The 18392-nt window shown below is 36.3% G+C and carries 9 protein-coding genes; 7 read left to right on the forward strand and 2 right to left on the reverse strand.

From position 1 onward, the window contains the following. Positions 1 to 2: 2 nt before the first annotated feature. From ACQV2O_RS06120 to ACQV2O_RS06150, 7 genes are all read left to right on the forward strand, one after another. Positions 3 to 1532, forward strand: a complete 1530-nt coding sequence (locus tag ACQV2O_RS06120) for a SpaH/EbpB family LPXTG-anchored major pilin (protein ID WP_428873358.1) — start codon at positions 3 to 5, stop codon at positions 1530 to 1532. A 99-nt stretch (positions 1533 to 1631) separates the two neighbouring features. Further along, on the forward strand, positions 1632 to 2978 hold the full coding sequence (locus ACQV2O_RS06125; protein WP_428875255.1) for an MSCRAMM family protein: 1347 nt from the start codon (positions 1632 to 1634) through the stop codon (positions 2976 to 2978). Next, on the forward strand, positions 2959 to 3810 hold the full coding sequence (locus ACQV2O_RS06130) for a class C sortase (protein ID WP_428875257.1): 852 nt from the start codon (positions 2959 to 2961) through the stop codon (positions 3808 to 3810). Before ACQV2O_RS06125 ends, ACQV2O_RS06130 begins: the two co-directional genes overlap by 20 nt. After that, on the forward strand, positions 3811 to 4668 hold the full coding sequence (locus ACQV2O_RS06135; RefSeq protein WP_428875258.1) for a class C sortase: 858 nt from the start codon (positions 3811 to 3813) through the stop codon (positions 4666 to 4668). A 145-nt stretch (positions 4669 to 4813) separates the two neighbouring features. Further along, positions 4814 to 6169, forward strand: a complete 1356-nt coding sequence (locus ACQV2O_RS06140) for a TrkH family potassium uptake protein (RefSeq protein WP_428873354.1) — start codon at positions 4814 to 4816, stop codon at positions 6167 to 6169. Between the two features lie 4 nt (positions 6170 to 6173). Then, the gene (locus ACQV2O_RS06145; protein ID WP_428873353.1) at positions 6174 to 6836 is read left to right on the forward strand and encodes a potassium channel family protein; all 663 of its coding nucleotides are present in this window, start codon (positions 6174 to 6176) and stop codon (positions 6834 to 6836) included. Positions 6837 to 7040: 204 nt separating this feature from the next. Then, complete coding sequence (locus ACQV2O_RS06150; RefSeq protein ID WP_428875259.1) at positions 7041 to 9554, forward strand: CAMP factor family pore-forming toxin; 2514 nt, start codon at positions 7041 to 7043, stop codon at positions 9552 to 9554. Between the two features lie 981 nt (positions 9555 to 10535). Here ACQV2O_RS06150 and ACQV2O_RS06155 read toward each other — a convergent pair. Continuing rightward, positions 10536 to 13808: a G5 domain-containing protein gene (locus tag ACQV2O_RS06155; RefSeq protein ID WP_428875260.1), complete on the reverse strand. Its 3273-nt coding sequence runs from the start codon at positions 13806 to 13808 to the stop codon at positions 10536 to 10538. 411 nt (positions 13809 to 14219) lie between these two features. Further along, complete coding sequence (locus ACQV2O_RS06160) at positions 14220 to 17969, reverse strand: YSIRK-type signal peptide-containing protein (protein WP_428875261.1); 3750 nt, start codon at positions 17967 to 17969, stop codon at positions 14220 to 14222. Positions 17970 to 18392: the final 423 nt, after the last annotated feature.

Raw genomic sequence — 18392 nt, forward strand, 5'->3', positions numbered from 1 at the left:
ACATGAAAAAAAGCAACTTATTAACAGCAGTCCTTGTTTTTATTTTGGGACTCTCGAACATTTTAACTCAGGCCCCTTCAGTATTTGCAACAGAACCTTTCGATGCAAAGGTAACCATTCATAAACTGCAAGCAGATTCATATAATTCTGATTTGCCAAAAGCAAACCAGGACGGGACAATAATTACAGACCTTTCTACTCTCGGTACCAATGTAAAACCCTTATCTGGAGTAAGTTTTACAGCTTATGAAATTGATAAAGATAGCTATGATAAAGCAATTGCTGGTACAAAGCCTACCCAGCCAGCATCTGGAGGCCAACTTCTCGGTGAAACCGATTCAAATGGAACGGTTGAATGGACAGTAAATGTTGATCCTGCTAACCCTAAATACTTTGCTGTTTTTGAAACAAAAAAACCAAATTCCGTAACGGAGTCATTAGCGGTTCCATTTGTAATTGCTTTTCCAATGACTAAATTTGACGGTAGTGAATATCTTAAAGATATTCATATTTATCCTAAAAACGTCACAGGTGCTTTTCCGGTTATCGGTAAGGATATTGCTAAGTTAGGTTTTAATGAAGCCTCATTCAATGTTGGCGAAGCTTTTCAATATATTTTAAAAGGAACCATCCCAACAAATATTGAAAAATATTCAAAATATACCTTTACAGACCAGTTAGATCCGGCCTTAACGATTAAGCATGATGACCTTAAACCGACGATTAAGGTGGGGAATGAAACGTTAATTATAGAAGATCATTTCAATTATTCAGTCAGTGGTCAAACTATAAGTATTGCTTTAACACCAAAGGGTATCGAACAAATCGCTTCTCAAGTTCCTTTAGCAAATCGAAATAAAATCGCTGATAATGAAATCGATGGTATTTCGTCCAATACAAATGAAGCACCATTTATTGAAGTTAGTTTTACTGCCTACCTTAACGGCACTCACTCATCTACTGATACACCAATTACAAACAATGCAACAATTACTTACAATAATAGTGTGGTAGAAGAGACTACTAGCGCTTCAAATGATGTTTCGATCAAATACGGAAGTCAAGAATTTCAAAAAGTTGACTCCAATAAGAAAGCTCTTTCAGAAGCTGTTTTTACTGTCTTAGAAGATAATGCTCCGATGAAGTGGAACGAACATCTTATCACCCTTAACAATGCCGAGAGTAATCCAAAATTCCCAGATGCAATGGTTGGTAAGGTTATCCAATTAAAATCTGATGCCGAGGGTAATTTTTCAATTGACGGACTGGCATACTCAGCGCAAGGAAATGAGGGAACTAAACCATCGCAGTATTCAGTTAAAGAAACTAAAGCACCGGAGGGTTATCAGTTGTTAGCCGATGCTGTTAATTTTTCAGTAGAAAAAGATAATCAAAAACTTGAGATTACTAATAATTTACGTCCATCTATCCCAGCAACTGGTGGTATGGGGACTGTCATCTTCATCGTAGCAGGCGCATTACTAATGTTCCTTGCAATTTATGGTCGTCGTAAGGCCAAAGAAGAAGCCTAAACGATTAAGAATTTAAGGTATGGAGATTTTCTCCATCCTTTGTTAAGGGAAATAGGCCTATTTCCCTTAACAAAGGATATTCAAACTAGGAGGTATGATATGAAGTTATTTAAACAACTTACTACATTTCTATTGATGCTTTTTACCTTAATGATCATACCGTTTAATCATATTTCAGCCACATCCAATCGCTTGATCATTCATTCTGTTGATAGTGAAACAATAAGAGAATATAGAGTATGGAAGGTCGATCCCACCTATTCTCAAGCAGATATCGCTTCTTTAAAAGAAAAGAAAGTTAGTGAATTAGATCATCTATTTAAACAATCTTACTCTTCAAAAACGAATGAAAATTCTCTAGCCATTATTGACGGGCTTCCGGATGGTAGCTATTACGGATTAGAAATCAATCAAGCCGGTAAAAAAGAAGAGCGTACGGTACCATTTATCATCGATTTGCCTTATCAAAACGCTTTTGAAGTTGATGTTTTCCCTAAGCGCGTTCAAACGGGCTACCTAAAAATCAAAGTGATCGGTGAAGTGACCACTAACCAAATGGATGATTGGAAGAATTTAGCGAATGTTACTTTTTATATTTATGCAGCGAATTCAGACCAGCCAATGTTGTTTAAAGAAGGGCATTTTACAACGGATCCTTCGGGCAAGGCTGAATTGAAGTCGAATTCTCTTGGTGAAATCACTCTCGCTTCATTACCAGAAGGAGACTATGTATTAGTTGAACTAAAAACGGTCGATGGGTATCAGCTTTCAAAAAAAATACATTTCACTATTAAGGCTGGTGAAGTTACTGAAGTTTTAGTTAAAAATTATCTGATTGCTAAAGAGACTTCTCAAGACTCAACCACAGAGCCTACAGATGAAAGCTCATTTGAAGAAGGGCTTGAAAAGGGCGGACAACATTTCCGAAAGGTCAACCATAAAAAGCCGGCGCAAGGCTTGATGGGTGCACGCTTTGAAGTAGTCACTTGGAATAGTAAAAAACGCCTCTTCGAACCAGTCTCTTCGAAAGAAGGGTCTTTCTACATTGTAGAATCTGATTCACGAGGATATTTTGAAGTCAATAATCTGCCCTTAGGAAAATACTATCTTATCGAAATCGAAGCCCCCATTGTACAAGGTCTAAAATACCAACCCTTTGAACAAGCCATTCCCTTTGAAATAACCAGTCAGAGTTATTGGAACTATACTGTAATGGAGATCGTCAACCATCCAGTTGAAGCATCAAAGCAAGAGCAAGATATTCCTATTAACCGACCTGCTAAACCAAGTGATATTGGCTTTTTACCAACGACAGGAGAATGTAAAACTAAATATTTCTACCTTGCTTTTCTTTTTATAACCATCGGTTTATTCATTCTTTTTTATAAGTCGACAACTGGTACAGAAAGGATTTCATGTAAACTTTATGAAGAAGAAAAAAATTAAACTCTTTTTTTATAATCTACTTTTTATAATGGGAGGGATAGCTTTATGCTATCCTTTTATTTCACGTTACCTCTATGACCAAGCCTCACGCGTGGAAGTGAATAGCTATAAGGAGGCTGTGCAACAACTGTCTATACAAGAAGTGGACCGACGTGTTTTTCTTGCCCAAGCCTACAACGACCAATTAAGTCAGAAAAAAGAGGGCGTTTCAAAGCTTTCGGATCCTTTTTCAGAAAAAGATCATCAAGAAGGACGTGCAGCCTATGCGCATATGTTGGAGATTAATGAACAAATTGGTGTCATTGATATTCCTAAAATAAATGAATACTTACCAGTTTTTGCTGGAACCAGTGAAGAAGTGCTGCAAAAAGGAATCGGACATTTAGAAGGGACAAGTCTGCCGGTAGGTGGACTTCACACCCATGCAGTTATTACAGGGCATCGAGGGTTGCCGAATGCACGTTTATTTTCGCATTTAGACAAGTTAAAAATAGATGATGTCTTTTATTTTAACAACTTAAATGAAACTTTAGCCTATCAAGTCGATCGAATCGATGTCATCTTACCTCATGAAATAGGATATCTTGATATTGTTCCAGAGCATGATTATATGACATTAATTACTTGTACCCCCTATATGATCAATAGTCACCGCCTACTGGTTAGAGGACACCGTATTCCTTATGTAGAGGATGAATTTGAAAAAGACCGCAAGACCTCTATGAACTTCTTTATCAAGTACCGCTGGCTTTTATTACTCCTGTTACTTTTACTACTACTTACTATTCTTTTTTGGCTGTATAATCGAAAAAAGACTGACAATGGAAAGTAGGTGGCTACAATCAATAGAAGAAATATCAAAGCTGTTTTAAACATCTTTATTTTCCTTTTGGGTTTGACCTTGGTCGCCTATCCTTTTGTAGCGCGTTATATTCATAACCAAGCGGCAAGAACGCAAGTAGAAGAATTTAGGGACCAATCTATCAAAATATCACAAACTGAATTAGACCGTCGGATTGAATTAGCCCATGCTTATAATTCGACCATCCTTCCTAGTATGAATGGCGTGGTGGATCCTTTTACCAAAAAACAAAAGGAAGGAATTAAAGAATATGCTCGCATGCTCGAAATCAATGAACAGATAGGCTTTATCGATATTCCTAAGATTGATCTCTCATTACCTATCCATGCAGGAGCGACTGAAGAAGTCTTACAAAAAGCAGCCGCTCACCTCCAAGGAACCAGCTTACCTGTTGGTGGTAAAGGAACAAATAGCGTCATTACAGCTCATAGAGGCTTACCAAGCGCCAAATTATTTTCTGATTTAAACAAAATGGAAGTTGGCGACTTATTTTTCCTCCATAACTTGCGCGATGATTTAGCTTATCAAGTGATTGAAATCAAAGTGATTGAACCTAATGATTTTGAATCCCTCAAAATTGAAGAAGCAGAAGATCGAGTAACTTTATTAACCTGCACACCCTATATGATTAATAGTCATCGCTTATTGGTTATTGGTAAACGTATTCCATATCCGAAAGAAAGCGTTCAAGAGACAATAACAAGAAGACAGCCATCTCCATGGAAGTTATGGCTTACGATTGCGTTAAGCTTATTTATTTTCTTGTCTATTATAGTTTTATTCATCAAAAGAAAAAAAGCTAATCGTAGCTTTTCTAGGGTAAAATGAGTCTATTGATAAGTTGCTGGTCAAAATAAACAATGAGTAATTTGTGTTTGAAATTCCTGTTTTTTTTCACTACTATAGGAATAGCAAAATTAAAAAAGCTAAACCACGATATAACTAACTTTTGTGCACAGAAGGGTGGAAAGTCATGCTTGTCTATAACCAGTGGAAAAAAGATCTCATTTCAATCAATCCTGCTGAATTATTCTTCTATAGCTACTTGGGCCTCATCTTAATTGGGAGCCTCTGTTTAAAATTACCTTTTGCAACTAATGAGGGTGTGCAGACCTCATTGATTGATAGTATCTTTACAGCCGCTTCTGCAGTTTGCGTCACGGGTCTAGCGACTTTAACCACCGCAAGTCATTGGTCGCCATTTGGTAAAACGGTCATTTTAATTCTCATACAAATAGGCGGTATTGGAATCATGACCGGTGTGGGAACCATTGGTATGTTAATGGGGAGACGGCTGTCTTTTTCTAATCGTAAGTTCTTAGCAGAAGAAAAAAATACCACTACTTTTAGTGAGGTAGCAGACCTTGTGCGGTATGTCGCTTATTCTACTTTAATTATTGAAGCCATTGGTGCTGTTTTATTAAGCTTTCAATTTATACCTGAATATGGGGTCATTAAAGGCGTCATCAATAGTATCTTTCACTCTGTTTCTGCTTTTTGTAATGCCGGCTTTGATATTATCGGTGACCAAAGTTTTATGGGCTATGTCGATAATAATTGGATAAATATCGTACTAATGTTCTTAATTATAGTAGGGGGACTCGGTTTTTCAGTTAGCAGAAATTTAATCCACCATTACTTAAATGGAAAGCCTCTTCGCTTGCATACAAAACTTGTTATAGTGACAACAAGTCTTTTAATTATCTTACCTGCCTTATTCTTTTTAGTTGTTGAATGGCAAAATCCTAGTACGTTAGGACCCTTAAATCTTGTGGATAAATTGACTGCGGCTTTTTTTCAATCGGTAACGACAAGAACGGCTGGTTTTGCGACGATCGAACAAGGAGGCTTACGCACCCCGAGCTACTTGGTGACGAATCTACTGATGTTTATTGGGGGGGCACCCGGAGGAACAGCCGGTGGCTTAAAAGTTACAACCTTTGCCTTATTAATTCTTTATACTCTGTCGTATTTGCGCGAAAGTCAAGATACCGTTGTCTTTAGACGTCGGATTCCTAGGAAGAATATATTGAAATCACTGGCCATTTTCTTTCTTTCTTTTTCTTGGGTGGGTATCGCTTTAATCTTGCTTACCCTCTTTGAACCTAATAAGTCACTGGTTAATCTTTATTATGAGATTATCTCTGCTTATGGTACAGTGGGATTAAGCCAAGGAATTACAGCCAGTTTAAGTGTGATGAGTAAAATAGTGATAATCTTTACCATGATTTTTGGTAAAATTGGACCCATGGCGATGGTGTTTGTCTTCTTCAAATCCAAAGCCTCGAACAATTATCGCGAAGCACAAGAAAGTATCTTAGTGGGGTGATTATGTGAAGGAATATCTAGTGATTGGCGCCGGAAGATTTGGGCGTAGTTTAGCGGAGAATTTAATGAAACTGGGACATGAAGTGATTATTATTGATCATAATGAAGAAAGCATCAACCGAATCGCTCCTTATGTAACCCATGCAATTTGCGCAGATATCAAAAACATTGAGGTTTTTCATGAGTTAGGGCTAGCGAATATCCAAACAGCCATTATTGCAATTGGATCGGATTTAGAAGCGTCTATATTATCTACCATCACTTTAAAAGAAATCGGTGTAAAAACAATCATCGGCAAAGCTTCTACCGATTATTATGCCAAAGTTCTTAAAAAGGTTGGCATTGATAAAGTGATTATTCCAGAAAAAGAAAGTGGCCGTAAATTAGCTTATAGTTTATCCTCTAAGAATCTTGTTGATTATTTTAATATTATTGATGACTATTCCATCTTCGAAGTAACCACCCCTTCATTATGGGTGGATAAAAGTCTAATCGATTTAGACGTGAGAGCTAAACATGGCTTTAATATAGTTGGAATTATTCGAGATTCGGGTGATTTTCTTGGAAATCCTGAACCTCATTCGGTCATCCATAAAGGGGATATGTTGGTAATACTGGGAACCTCAAAAGACTTTATGACGGTTGAGAAGCTGATTAATGAGCAATAATTGATCCATTGAATAAAGTATCAAATCCTGAAACAATCTACATTTTAGATTGTTTCTTTTTTATTTTAAATGGGAGGGTTTGAGAATGAACATATTACGCATTTTAATATAAGCAATTTGTATCAAACTGTTTCGAGATAAAATATTGATTTTTTTTCTAATCGTGTTATAATTATTTTATCATAATAGATCGAGGTGGTATTTATGAGAAAAATGTCAATCATTTTTTCAAGTGCATTATTGCTAGCTAGTGTTGGAACTCCTCTGATGCAACAATCAATATACGCACAAGAAGAAGCGTCAAATACTTCGCAAGCTTATAGTGCAAATGTACAAGATTTAGCAATAGAAATAGTAAATCAAAAAGACAAATTAGAAGCATTAGAACAAACGGTCTTAGGGACTCCCTATGAAGATCTCCTAAATAAAAGTTTTGATATTTTAGAAACAGTCATCTCAGACGCTACTGCAATAGCAAAAGGCGAGGGTATAAATCCTGAAACAATTTATGCTTTAAATTCAATAGGGCCACGTCTAACTGCTATTACAGAAGTAATTGAGGCAATTGATTATTCCGTTAATCATTTGAATAATAAAATAATCGATGCCCACCATATGATGGGATTAAAAATTACACATCTTACATACACTCTGTTGAATCCGCTTTCTTCGAACAATAGCATTGAGAAATTAATTGCTGAATTGAGAGAAACCAAGAGTGAGGCAGCTGCTCTACCAGATCTCAGTGAAAAAGATACAGCAACTATTTACTCAAAAGCTAAATTAGATAAAGCCATTTGGAATACGCGTTTTATTCGGGATGAAAAAATATTAGGTAAGATGGGTGCCAATGTCTATCATTCTTTAAATCGCGCAATCACAAAAGCAGTAGGAATTCAACTTGATCCAAAATCAACCGTTGGAGAAATCGACCAAGTGGTGGCTGAAATTGAAAGTCAACTTAATCAAGCCTTACAAGGTAAAGTTGTAGAAGTCACTAAACGTGATCGTGTAGCTGATCACAAGGAAGATCTGCTCGTAATTAAAGATAAAGAAGAGCAAATTAAGCATCTGAAAGAAGTTTTAGCGGGTACAAATTATGAAAATATCCTTGAAAGAGCTTCAAAATTGGTTGAAAACATCAAGAAAGAAGCCACTCTCGAAGCAAGCATAGCGGGCAAAGTTCCATTAAAGGTTGATACAATTGGAAGTCGGATTGAAGCATTAGTAACGATCATTGATGGAATTGTATACGCAACGACTGAAGCTACTAATAAAGTCAGCCATGCCCATAAAGACATGGGATATACAATCACTAAAGCTTTAATCACTTTAGCAGACCCATTTTCTTCACAAGCTTCAATCGATCATCAAGTACAACAAATCTTAGGTCTAAAAGAGGCCATCAATGATTATCCAGATTTAACTGAAGAGGACATTGCAACAATCTATGTAAAAGCTAAATTAGATAACGCCATTTGGAATACACGTTTTATCAGAGATAAAAACATATTAGGTAAACTTCCTTTTGAACAGTATAATGATCTTAATAAAACAATTACTAAAGCCGTAGGTGTGCAGTTGGATCCAAAATCGACTGTCAAGGATATTAATTTATCCGTTCAACAATTACAAGAAAAACTTCAATCAATTTTAGGTTACGAAGTGGGATCAATCGTATCAAAAGACTTGACACTTCCAGACATTGTAAAAGATCATGAGGTTGCTTCAGATCTAGAAGAATTAAAAATTGAAGAAGATAAACTGGTAAAAATTTCTGAAAGAGTTCTTTCTAAAAAATATGAAAAATCATTAGAACAAGCCTTTAAGTTAATCGATAAACTCGGTGGCGAGTTAAATGGGATAAAACAATCAGATACTATATTTAACCTAAACTCAATTGGTAGCCGGATGAATGCTTTAAAAAACATTATTGAGTCCATTGATTATGCAACAAGTGAACTCAAAAATAAAGATTTATCTATACATAAAGATTATGGTTTTGCAATTACAAGAACACTAGTTACTTTATCAGACCCATTTGCTTCAAAAGAAAAAATTGAAAAAAGAATGGCTGAATTGCAAGCTTTAGAAACAAAAGCAGCCCATACACCCGATCTTCATTTAGATTCTCGTGCTAATATTTATGTTCAATCAATCCTAGATGAAGTGATTTGGAATACAAGATTTAGACGGGATAAAGAAGTTCTCGGTAAACAACCTTATGAAGTATATTCTAAAATCAATCAAACACTTACAAAAGCAGTTGGGGTTCAATTAAATCCAAATTCTACTTTAAGAGATGTCTATTCAATGATTCATGAATTAGAATTATTGTTTGATGATAAGATAACAGAAACCGAAGAAGTGATTGCAACAGAAGTCACTGAAGAAGAAGCTACCATCCAAGCTCTTAATGATGAAGTTGCTGTGGATGAAGCAATTGAAGCTAATGAAGAAAGTGTTAGTGAAGATCAGAGTGAAGGAGCTTCCGTAGAAGAAGTGATTGTCGGCGATACTTTTGAAGAGCTTTCTACAGATGAAGCGATCGAAGAAGAAATAACATCAGTTGAACAAATTGAAGAAACAACGGTTGAGAAATCGGCAGATGATGCTGAAACTGAAGAAACTCAACTTGATACTGAGCAAACAGTTCTTCAAGACGAAACTATAAGTGACCTCTCAATAGAAGAGTCAGCCGTTGAATCAGATCTTTAATCATAGTTTGGTCCGTCTCGTTAGAAGCCTAATAGAATGATTCTATTAGGCTTTTTAGTTTGAAATACAATTTATTTATATGGGTTTACATAATATACATTATCTTGTTTTTACAACGGTGACAATTCACATAGCCTCTAACCAGTAAAAAGATGAAAAGCAAACTTAGCATAACTCCAAAAGTAAATGGTAATGGAATCCTATCAATAGTACGGGGGCTTTGATTAATAGATATCAGCGCCAAAATAGATGAGACGCTCTTTACTGACTAGGGTTAATTCGGGATAAACAAAATGAAAACAAGGGCTAGGTACCCACCAATTAGTGCCTGCCAGAGCAGTGAGAGTTGATCAATAGTTTTTAGCAAAGCTGCAACAATTAGTCCACTCCCAAAAGTAATTAAAAAAGTTAGCACAGAAATTTTTTCCAAACCATTTTGATCGATACGGGTAATTTGTTTGCTAATAAAGGATATTCCATCTTCTCCCCTCCTAAAAAATTATGTTCTTTCAATTAGTTTAACGAATCTCTTAATAAATGCCAAGCTTCGAAGCTGACAGGTTTTTATCATTCTAGAGCTGTCAAATAATGCAGAAAGCCTGATACAAAGATTGTTAGTGATTGTTTCCATCGTGTCCATTTACTAAATGGTGCACTCATCCACCCGCTAGCCTTCAAGGAGTATTTAGCTTCAAATCCACGCAGTTGTGTGCTTAATCAAGTTTCATGAGCCTGTGGTAACGCCTACTAAAAAAAGCGAGCGTTTAGACTGAAAAAACGATAGTACACTTCTAGGATTAGAGAGCTTGATTCCCTATCGTAAAAGAAATTGCTGACTCGTTGATTCATTCAATTCATCTTTTAAATCAAAGGATACTCTAAAAAATCTAGAAAACAAAAAGACGACCCCCAATAGTTCGTTTTTACTCGAACTGTTGGAGGTCTCTAGATGAATCACAGTCTTTTTATTTTTTCTGAGCGTTAATTGAGTTTTTCTTTAAAGTGCTTCTCTTCTTCAATCAGAGTTAGGATATCATTTCTAGCATCATTTGAAAGGTTTTTCCTATTTAATTCATCATTTAAATAGTCCATATACCCATCTGGCGAATAAGAAGGTGCAGGATTTTCAGCATCCCCTTCAGGAATTTTGAATACATACTTGGTTTTTATCTGCCCATTTTCTTCGAATTGAATTTCAGTTGCTTGAGCCAATGGTGTACCAAAGTATTGAGAAGCATAAAGTAACTTATTCACTTCATCATAATGGATGCCGGTTCCTACATGCTTAAATTGTTTTTCTAACAGAACCATCCGGTGTCCCCGGTTAATATTGCCATTGCTATCACGGTTGTTAATGTCTCCATACCAACCAAGAATTAAGCGTTTACCGAGTTCCTCTGGGCTACCAAAGAAAGTTAATGGATCTGTACTCAACCTCATTTTATAGAGATTTGCTTGAGCGTATGGATTGTTTATTAACTCTTTAACATCTTTTACATATCCTTCTTCAATAGCAATCCTTCGATCATCTTGATGACCAAATGGCACTCCAGGTTGAGCTAAATTCTCAGCATTTTTTTCTGCTGAGCTGTTAAGCTGTTCGTTATTAATTAGAGTAGTTAAACCATTCTTATCTCTAAGATTATTCAGAAATCCTTCAGCAAATTTCGAAGCCTTTTCTAAGAAAATTTCTAATTCGGTAGCCGGTTCCACAATCTTAGTTCCCATTAAAGTGATTTGATTTTCAGCTTCTTTAGTCACCGTATTACTAATTTCTTGGCGAGAAATCTCTTTGTCGTTAATGTAAGTAATTTCTTCTTTGATTGTTTTTTCACCTTCACTACCTTCTGAAACAATCTGAGTGTGTCCTTCAGGAAGTGTTGCATCATAAATGACTTCCACTTCAAATGGAATTTTTTCTATCCTTGATTGTATTTCAACTCGTGTTTCTTGTGTCCCAACTTCAATAATTTCTATCAACGGTTCTACAGTAATTTCACTACCAATTTCTTGGCGTTGATGTTCAACCAATGTACCATCACTTAATTGAATATAAACAACTTCTTCTTTTATTGTTTTTATGCCATCTTTACCTTTTTGAATTATTTTCACTTCGTCTTTAGCAAGGTCCTTATTAAAGCGTTTTTCCACTTTGTAAGGTACCGGCGCTTCTTTTTCTTCAATTTTAGTAATTCTTTCTTGAGATCCAACCTCAATAATCTTATTAATTGCTGGTGTAACGACTATACGCTCAATTTCAATGCGTTCTTTCTCAATCCCTTTAATCGAAATGACATCTTCAATAACAATCATTTCACCTTCTTTACCTTCGCGTACAACTCGTTCTATTCCTTTTTCCAGATCAGGATTCTCACGAATTTCAGTCTCATATGCGATGACATCACGAGTCTCTATTCTATCTACGGTTTTTGTACCATATTCAATAATCTTATCCACTGGTTTGATCATCTCACGACCAATTTCTTCCCGACGGATTTCTTCGCAGTTGACAGTTACTACTTTTTCAGTTATTACTTCCTTACCTTTAACACCTTCTTGAACAACTTTACTTTCGCCTACTAACAGTTCTGAATTTTCACGTTGAACCACGTCAAAGTCAAGTTCCGTTATTTTCTGTTCTTCAGTGATGACTTCTTCGTATGTACCGATTTCAATGATCTTATTGACAACTGGTGTCTCTTCTTTTGAGGTCTCTTCTCGATGTATTTCAGTACCTTGAGCGTCAAAAGTGACTTCATATATCCGAACATTTTCACCATCTTGTCCTTCTTCAATGACCTTTTCTTCTCCTTTCGGAAGATTCGGGTTCTCTTTGTATTCAATTCCTCTAGTGGTCATTGTGGTTTCTTTGATAGTTTTAATTGTTTTAACTAATTTTGATCCTCTACGTTCAACACGAGGTTCAGCTGCCACTAAATCTTCTAACTCAGCAGATTGGGTAATGATTTCCCCATCTTGATCAATAATTGTTATTATAGTCGTATAAGATCCTTCTTTGCCTTCTTTTTCTACCACTACTTCTCCTTCAGCTAAAGTATTGTCATAGATAATGGTAGTTTCTGGTATCGTCTTGTAATATTCATGCTTAATTGTTTGGGTTTCAATAATATCTGGCCCTCGATCTGGAGTCGGAATATTTTCAATTATTTGATTTCCTTCTTCATCCAAGACAGGATTTCCTTCTTCATCCACTTTCGGTTGTTGAACAAAAATGAGGTTTCCTTCAAGAACAGTTTGGCTTTTTTCTTCACTTGTATCTAATACAATATCATAGCTTGGTTGAATTTCTTGATGATTTTCCCCAGATATCACTTCTTTGGAACCGATAACTTCTACTACTGGTTGGTTCACTACGGGAGCGACATTTTGTGGTAATGGCATTTTTTCAGGAATAACGCATTGATCGGAATTATCTTCTTCGTCTTTATCTGATGGGTCTTCAGTAACTGGTGGTATCACTTCTTCAGAATCTTGATCGTCATCCTTATCGGTATCTGTTTCTGGAAGGACATCTTCATTTGAAGCATCGTCTTTTATAGGATCTTCACTAGTGTTTTCATTAGTATCTTTATCCGACCCTTCTTGGTTTGGATCAACTACAGGATCATTATCCCTATCGGTGTTCGAAGGGGCTTGATTATTTCCGGGAACGAGTGGGTGCGAAGGCTTACTATTGGTTGGATGGTCAATCTTTTTGATTGCTTCAGCCCCCTTGCTCGTCATAGTCATAGAGCTTGAAGCGAACTCACCTTCTAATAGAAGGATATCGCCCGTTAAAATAAAATCGACATCTTTTATACCATTTAATAGAGCTAAATCTTCTACTGTTCGACCACTTGCTTGAGCAATTGCACTTAAGGTGTCTCCCCATTGAATGGCATAAACAGTTAAACCTAAGTCTTTTTGACGCTCCATTTCTTGACGGATGGTATCAACAGAATTCGCTTCCCACTTAAGTGTTACTTTATCCAAAGCATTTTGTGCTTCTTCTTTAATTTCGTCAAGTGCTAATAACGCTTCTTTTTTGTCAAAAGATGTTGCTAAAGGACTTTTCCATACTTGTTCCATGTTCGAACTTTGAGCCAACACTTCAACTTGTTGAGAAACTACACCTAAAGCTAATGAAGACAGTAAAGCAGCTGCGACCCAAGCCCCTTTGACTTTTTTCATCAGTTTGAAACCTCTCCTCGACTTACTAGTATCAATACGATGATACTGATTGCGACTGATCATTTAATCCTCTCCTGACTATACATGGTTTTAAATATATAATAGCATATATATAAATAAAATCTATATAATTATATAAATGTTTTATAGTCCTTGCTATCCTTTACATCACCCAGTTTGTCACCAATATAAGATACATAGGCTAAAGTAAAGTCCCCATTACCTTTTGCATTAAATCAAAATAAGAGACGACATTCAATTGAAGAATTCATCGCTTGAATTTAAGCACAGACAATTTGCCGAAGGTTTATTCAATACATGGAGAAAGAAGGTTACGGATCGTTTTAAAAATAAAAGACCAAGCAACAGTTGTTGCTTGGTCTTCAAGATAAATTGAATGCATCAATCTTAAGTTTCAGTAAGCCGAAATTGAATTCGCCTTTAAACTTAGGTTTCTATTCAAATTATTTAGTATTATTCTTCGTTTTCTTTCTTTTTAGGCATTGTAAGGAACAATCCAGCTAAAATAGAAAGGGCAGCTCCAGAGAAGATGGCATATGCTCCTGCATCCCCTGTTGCTGGTAAAACGGAAGCTTCATCCATCTCACCATTAGGTGCTTGAGGGTTAGGCTTTTCAGGTGTCTCTGAACTTTCAGGTGTTTCTGAACTTTCAGGTGTCTCTGAACTTTCAGGTGTTTCTGAACTTTCAGGTGTTTCTGGACTTTCAGGTGTCTCTGGACTTTCAGGTGTCTCTGGGTCTGTAGGATCATTAGGGTTAGATGGAACGTTTGGGTCAACTTCTTCAACTTCTACTATCACTAAAGATGACTTTGTAACACTTGCACCGTTCTTATCCGTTACTTTAAAAGTAATCGTGTATTCCCCAGGAACATTTGGGTTGAACCCTCCATCATTGGTAATCACAACGGACTCTTTTAAATCACCATCTTCAGCATCTTGTGCGTCTGTTATTAATGAAGCTAAAGTAAAGGTATTATCACCTTGTGCAATACGTATATCTTCAACGGTGAGCGTTGGTGCTTCATTAATTGAGGTCCATTTTGGTGAAACAGTCACTACTGCTGATTTAGTAATGCTTGCACCCATTTCGTCAGTGACCATGAATATAATCGTATATTGACCTGGTGCATTGACATCAAAACCACCATTGTCAAAGATTTTAACTTCGTTAATCAGATCACCATCTTCTTTGTCATGAGCCTTTTCAATAAGCGATTCTAAAGTAAAGCTTTCGTCACCTTGAGCAATGGTGCTATTTTTAACACTAAGTGTTGGCGCTTCATTAAGTGGCGTCAATGGTGTCATTTCTTCCTCTACAGTTACGACTGCTGATTTAGAAATAGTTGCGCCATCTTTATCCGTTACTTTAAAAGTAACAATATATTGACCCGCTGTATTGACATCAAACCCACCATTGTCAACGATTTCAACTTCGTCAATTAAGTTGCCATCTTCAGTATCATGAGCCTTTTGAATGAGTGATTCTAAGGTAAAGACATCATCTCCTTGGGTGATTGTTTGATCTGTTACTTTGAGTGTTGGTGCCTCATTAAATGGAGTCCATTTTGGTGAAACAGTAACAACAGATGACTTTGTAACACTTGCACCGTTCTTATCCGTTACTTTAAAAGTAATCGTGTATTCCCCAGGAACATTTGGGTTGAACCCTCCATCATTGGTAATCACAACGGACTCTTTTAAATCACCATCTTCAGCATCTTGTGCGTCTGTTATTAATGAAGCTAAAGTAAAGGTATTATCACCTTGTGCAATACGTATATCTTCAACGGTGAGCGTTGGTGCTTCATTAATTGAGGTCCATTTTGGTGAAACAGTCACTACTGCTGATTTAGTAATGCTTGCACCCATTTCGTCAGTGACCATGAATATAATCGTATATTGACCTGGTGCATTGACATCAAAACCACCATTGTCAAAGATTTTAACTTCGTTAATCAGATCACCATCTTCTTTGTCATGAGCCTTTTCAATAAGCGATTCTAAAGTAAAGCTTTCGTCACCTTGAGCAATGGTGCTATTTTTAACACTAAGTGTTGGCGCTTCATTAAGTGGCGTCAATGGTGTCATTTCTTCCTCTACAGTTACGACTGCTGATTTAGAAATAGTTGCCCCATCTTTATCCGTTACTTTAAAGGTAATTGTATATTCTCCAGGAACATTTGGGTTGAACCCTCCATCATTGGTGATCACAACTGACTCTTTTAAATTACCATCTTCAGCATCTTGTGCGTCTGAAATTAATGAACCTAAGGTAAAAGTATTATCACCTTGAGCAATACGCATGTCTTCAACGGTGAGGGTTGGAGCTTCATTGATTGCGGTCCATTTTGGTGAAACTGTAACAAGAGAAGACTTAGTAATAGTTGCGCCATCTTTATCCCTTACTTTAAAAGTAATCGTGTATTCCCCAGGAACATTTGGGTTGAAGCCTCCATCACTGGTAATCACAACGGACTCTTTTAAATCACCGTCTTCAGCATCTTGTGCGTCTGAAATTAATGAACCTAAGGTAAAAGTATTATCACCTTGAGCAATACGCATGTCTTTAACAGTGAGAGTTGGCACTTCATTGAGTGGTGTCAACGGTAGATTATCTTCAGGAATATATTGCACAGCTGCAATGTCCCGATAATCATCCGTTTCTGAAGCATAATAGGTTATTGATGGATTACTATGCAAATTGAATGTTTCTACATAATTAAAAGTAGAACTTGTCACATCATTGCCGATCATTTTCCAGTCACCTGTATATTGGTTAAGGCCAACTTGTGTCCCTGCCAATCCATCTTTTGATAGTTGGGTTTCTTGAATGACTTCAGGATGCGCTAAGAATTGATAGGCAGAGGTGAAATCACCATAAGAAGTTAAATTTAGAGATCCATCTTCATGACTATCCGGCTCACGACTTTCAAAATAAGCTCGCCATTCTAATCCAGCCCATAGTGGTAAAATAGGCGTCTTTTGGGCCTGTTCTTTTGTCACAACATAATCCAACCGAATAGCAATAGGAAAACGAGAGGAAAGAGTTCCTGAATTAATGGCAAATCTTCGAACTGTGCTAAAGCCTTCATCATCCAATTCTTGATTTTGACTTAACTTGAATTGCTTGATTGCTTCTTCCGGAGAAGCGTATCCTTTCGTAGAAGTAAACATTTCTCCTTTAGGTTGATATGATGAGTGTGTTGCCGTGTAGCCTCGATCTACAATGCCTCCAGGTAAATAATCAAATCCTTTAGCTTTTAAGGCGCGCACTTCATCCAATGTTGCTAAATTACCGAATTTTCCGGCATAACTATACTCATCCCCAGTATATTCTCTTAGTAGTTGATCACGTAGATCAAAGGCATCTGATAAAGCTGGGTACTCGACTCCTTCATACTCTTTAATCATTTCTAATGGTAATAAAATATCAACTGCTGCATCATGTGTTTTTTTAATATCCGTATAGTGCCAATCACCTGCTTCATCTTTTAATTTATCCCCATCATATGTCCCAATTTGTGTGATTTTAATATCTTTTAATAGAGAAGGAACCACTAAACTATAAGATGTTGCGGTTTGGACATGATCCGAACTTGTAATTCCTGCAAAAGAGACCTGGAAAGAATACTGAATATCTCCCGTCTCCAGTTTTTTCGCTTCAAGTGGAGTTACATCAACTCCACCTCCTGTATAGGAAATAACATTTTGTGAGGGAAAATTTTGAAATTGATTATAATTTTGCATTGGCTGAAATTGAACGTCATTGTCTGTAACAATTTGAGGTTTCTCTTGTAATTCAAGTTCATTACTGTTTGAATTAAGTGATGAAGCTTCTTCTATTTGATTTAAATGAATTTCCTCTTCCGTTACTGTTTCTTCTTCAGTTACTACTTCTTGTTCAGTTACTGCTACTTCTTCAGTTACTGCTTGCTCTTCAGTTACTACTTCTTCTTCAGTTACTGCTACTTCTTCAGTTACTGCTTGCTCTTCAGTTACTACTTCTTCTTCAGTTACTGCTTGATCTTTAGTTACTACTTCCTCTAAAATTACTGCATGAGAAAAATTCTCATCAGTCAATTCGTTAGCCGAAGCTTGTGTAATGCCAAATGAACTCATTACTATAAATGAACCAATTGCTACTGAACATAAGCCAAAAGATTTTTTTCTTAAGGCAAATCTGTTTTTATTTTCTAACACCATATCATAACCCCTTTCAAAATAATCAATGTATAATATACATTAATTTATTATAAACTAATTGAAATGTAAAGAAAAGTCAAGTGTATAAACTTCTTTAAATATATTTTTGCTTTTTGACAACAACTATTATGACCTCAAAAGCTTTAGATAAAACCTTGAAATTTATTATTTTAAATAATACAGCCTTAAATCCCTATATAAATGTATTATAGATCAATGTCGAAGGTAGTGTCAGATAAATTGTGTAACCTACATTTCAAGATTGTAATTATCAGATCAATACTTCTGTTATTTCCGATCCTAACCTCGCATTTTAGATGATCTTTCGAATACCATGTGGATTCGCTTAGATCTGTAGGATTGATAAGTCCTCTAAAATGCGAGGGAAGCAACCGAAGGGTGCTAGTTTACTCCATTAAGATA

The sequence above is a fragment of the Facklamia sp. P13055 genome, assembly GCF_050409445.1.
Lineage (GTDB): Bacteria > Bacillota > Bacilli > Lactobacillales > Aerococcaceae > Facklamia.

Coding starts and splice junctions, on each gene's coding strand:
- ACQV2O_RS06120 (WP_428873358.1), top strand. CDS start 3: ATGAAAAAAAGCAACTTATTAACAGCAGTCCTTGTTTTTATTTTGGGA.
- ACQV2O_RS06125 (WP_428875255.1), top strand. CDS start 1,632: ATGAAGTTATTTAAACAACTTACTACATTTCTATTGATGCTTTTTACC.
- ACQV2O_RS06130 (WP_428875257.1), top strand. CDS start 2,959: ATGAAGAAGAAAAAAATTAAACTCTTTTTTTATAATCTACTTTTTATA.
- ACQV2O_RS06140 (WP_428873354.1), top strand. CDS start 4,814: ATGCTTGTCTATAACCAGTGGAAAAAAGATCTCATTTCAATCAATCCT.
- ACQV2O_RS06150 (WP_428875259.1), top strand. CDS start 7,041: ATGAGAAAAATGTCAATCATTTTTTCAAGTGCATTATTGCTAGCTAGT.
- ACQV2O_RS06155 (WP_428875260.1), bottom strand. CDS start 13,808: ATGATCAGTCGCAATCAGTATCATCGTATTGATACTAGTAAGTCGAGG.
- ACQV2O_RS06160 (WP_428875261.1), bottom strand. CDS start 17,969: ATGGTGTTAGAAAATAAAAACAGATTTGCCTTAAGAAAAAAATCTTTT.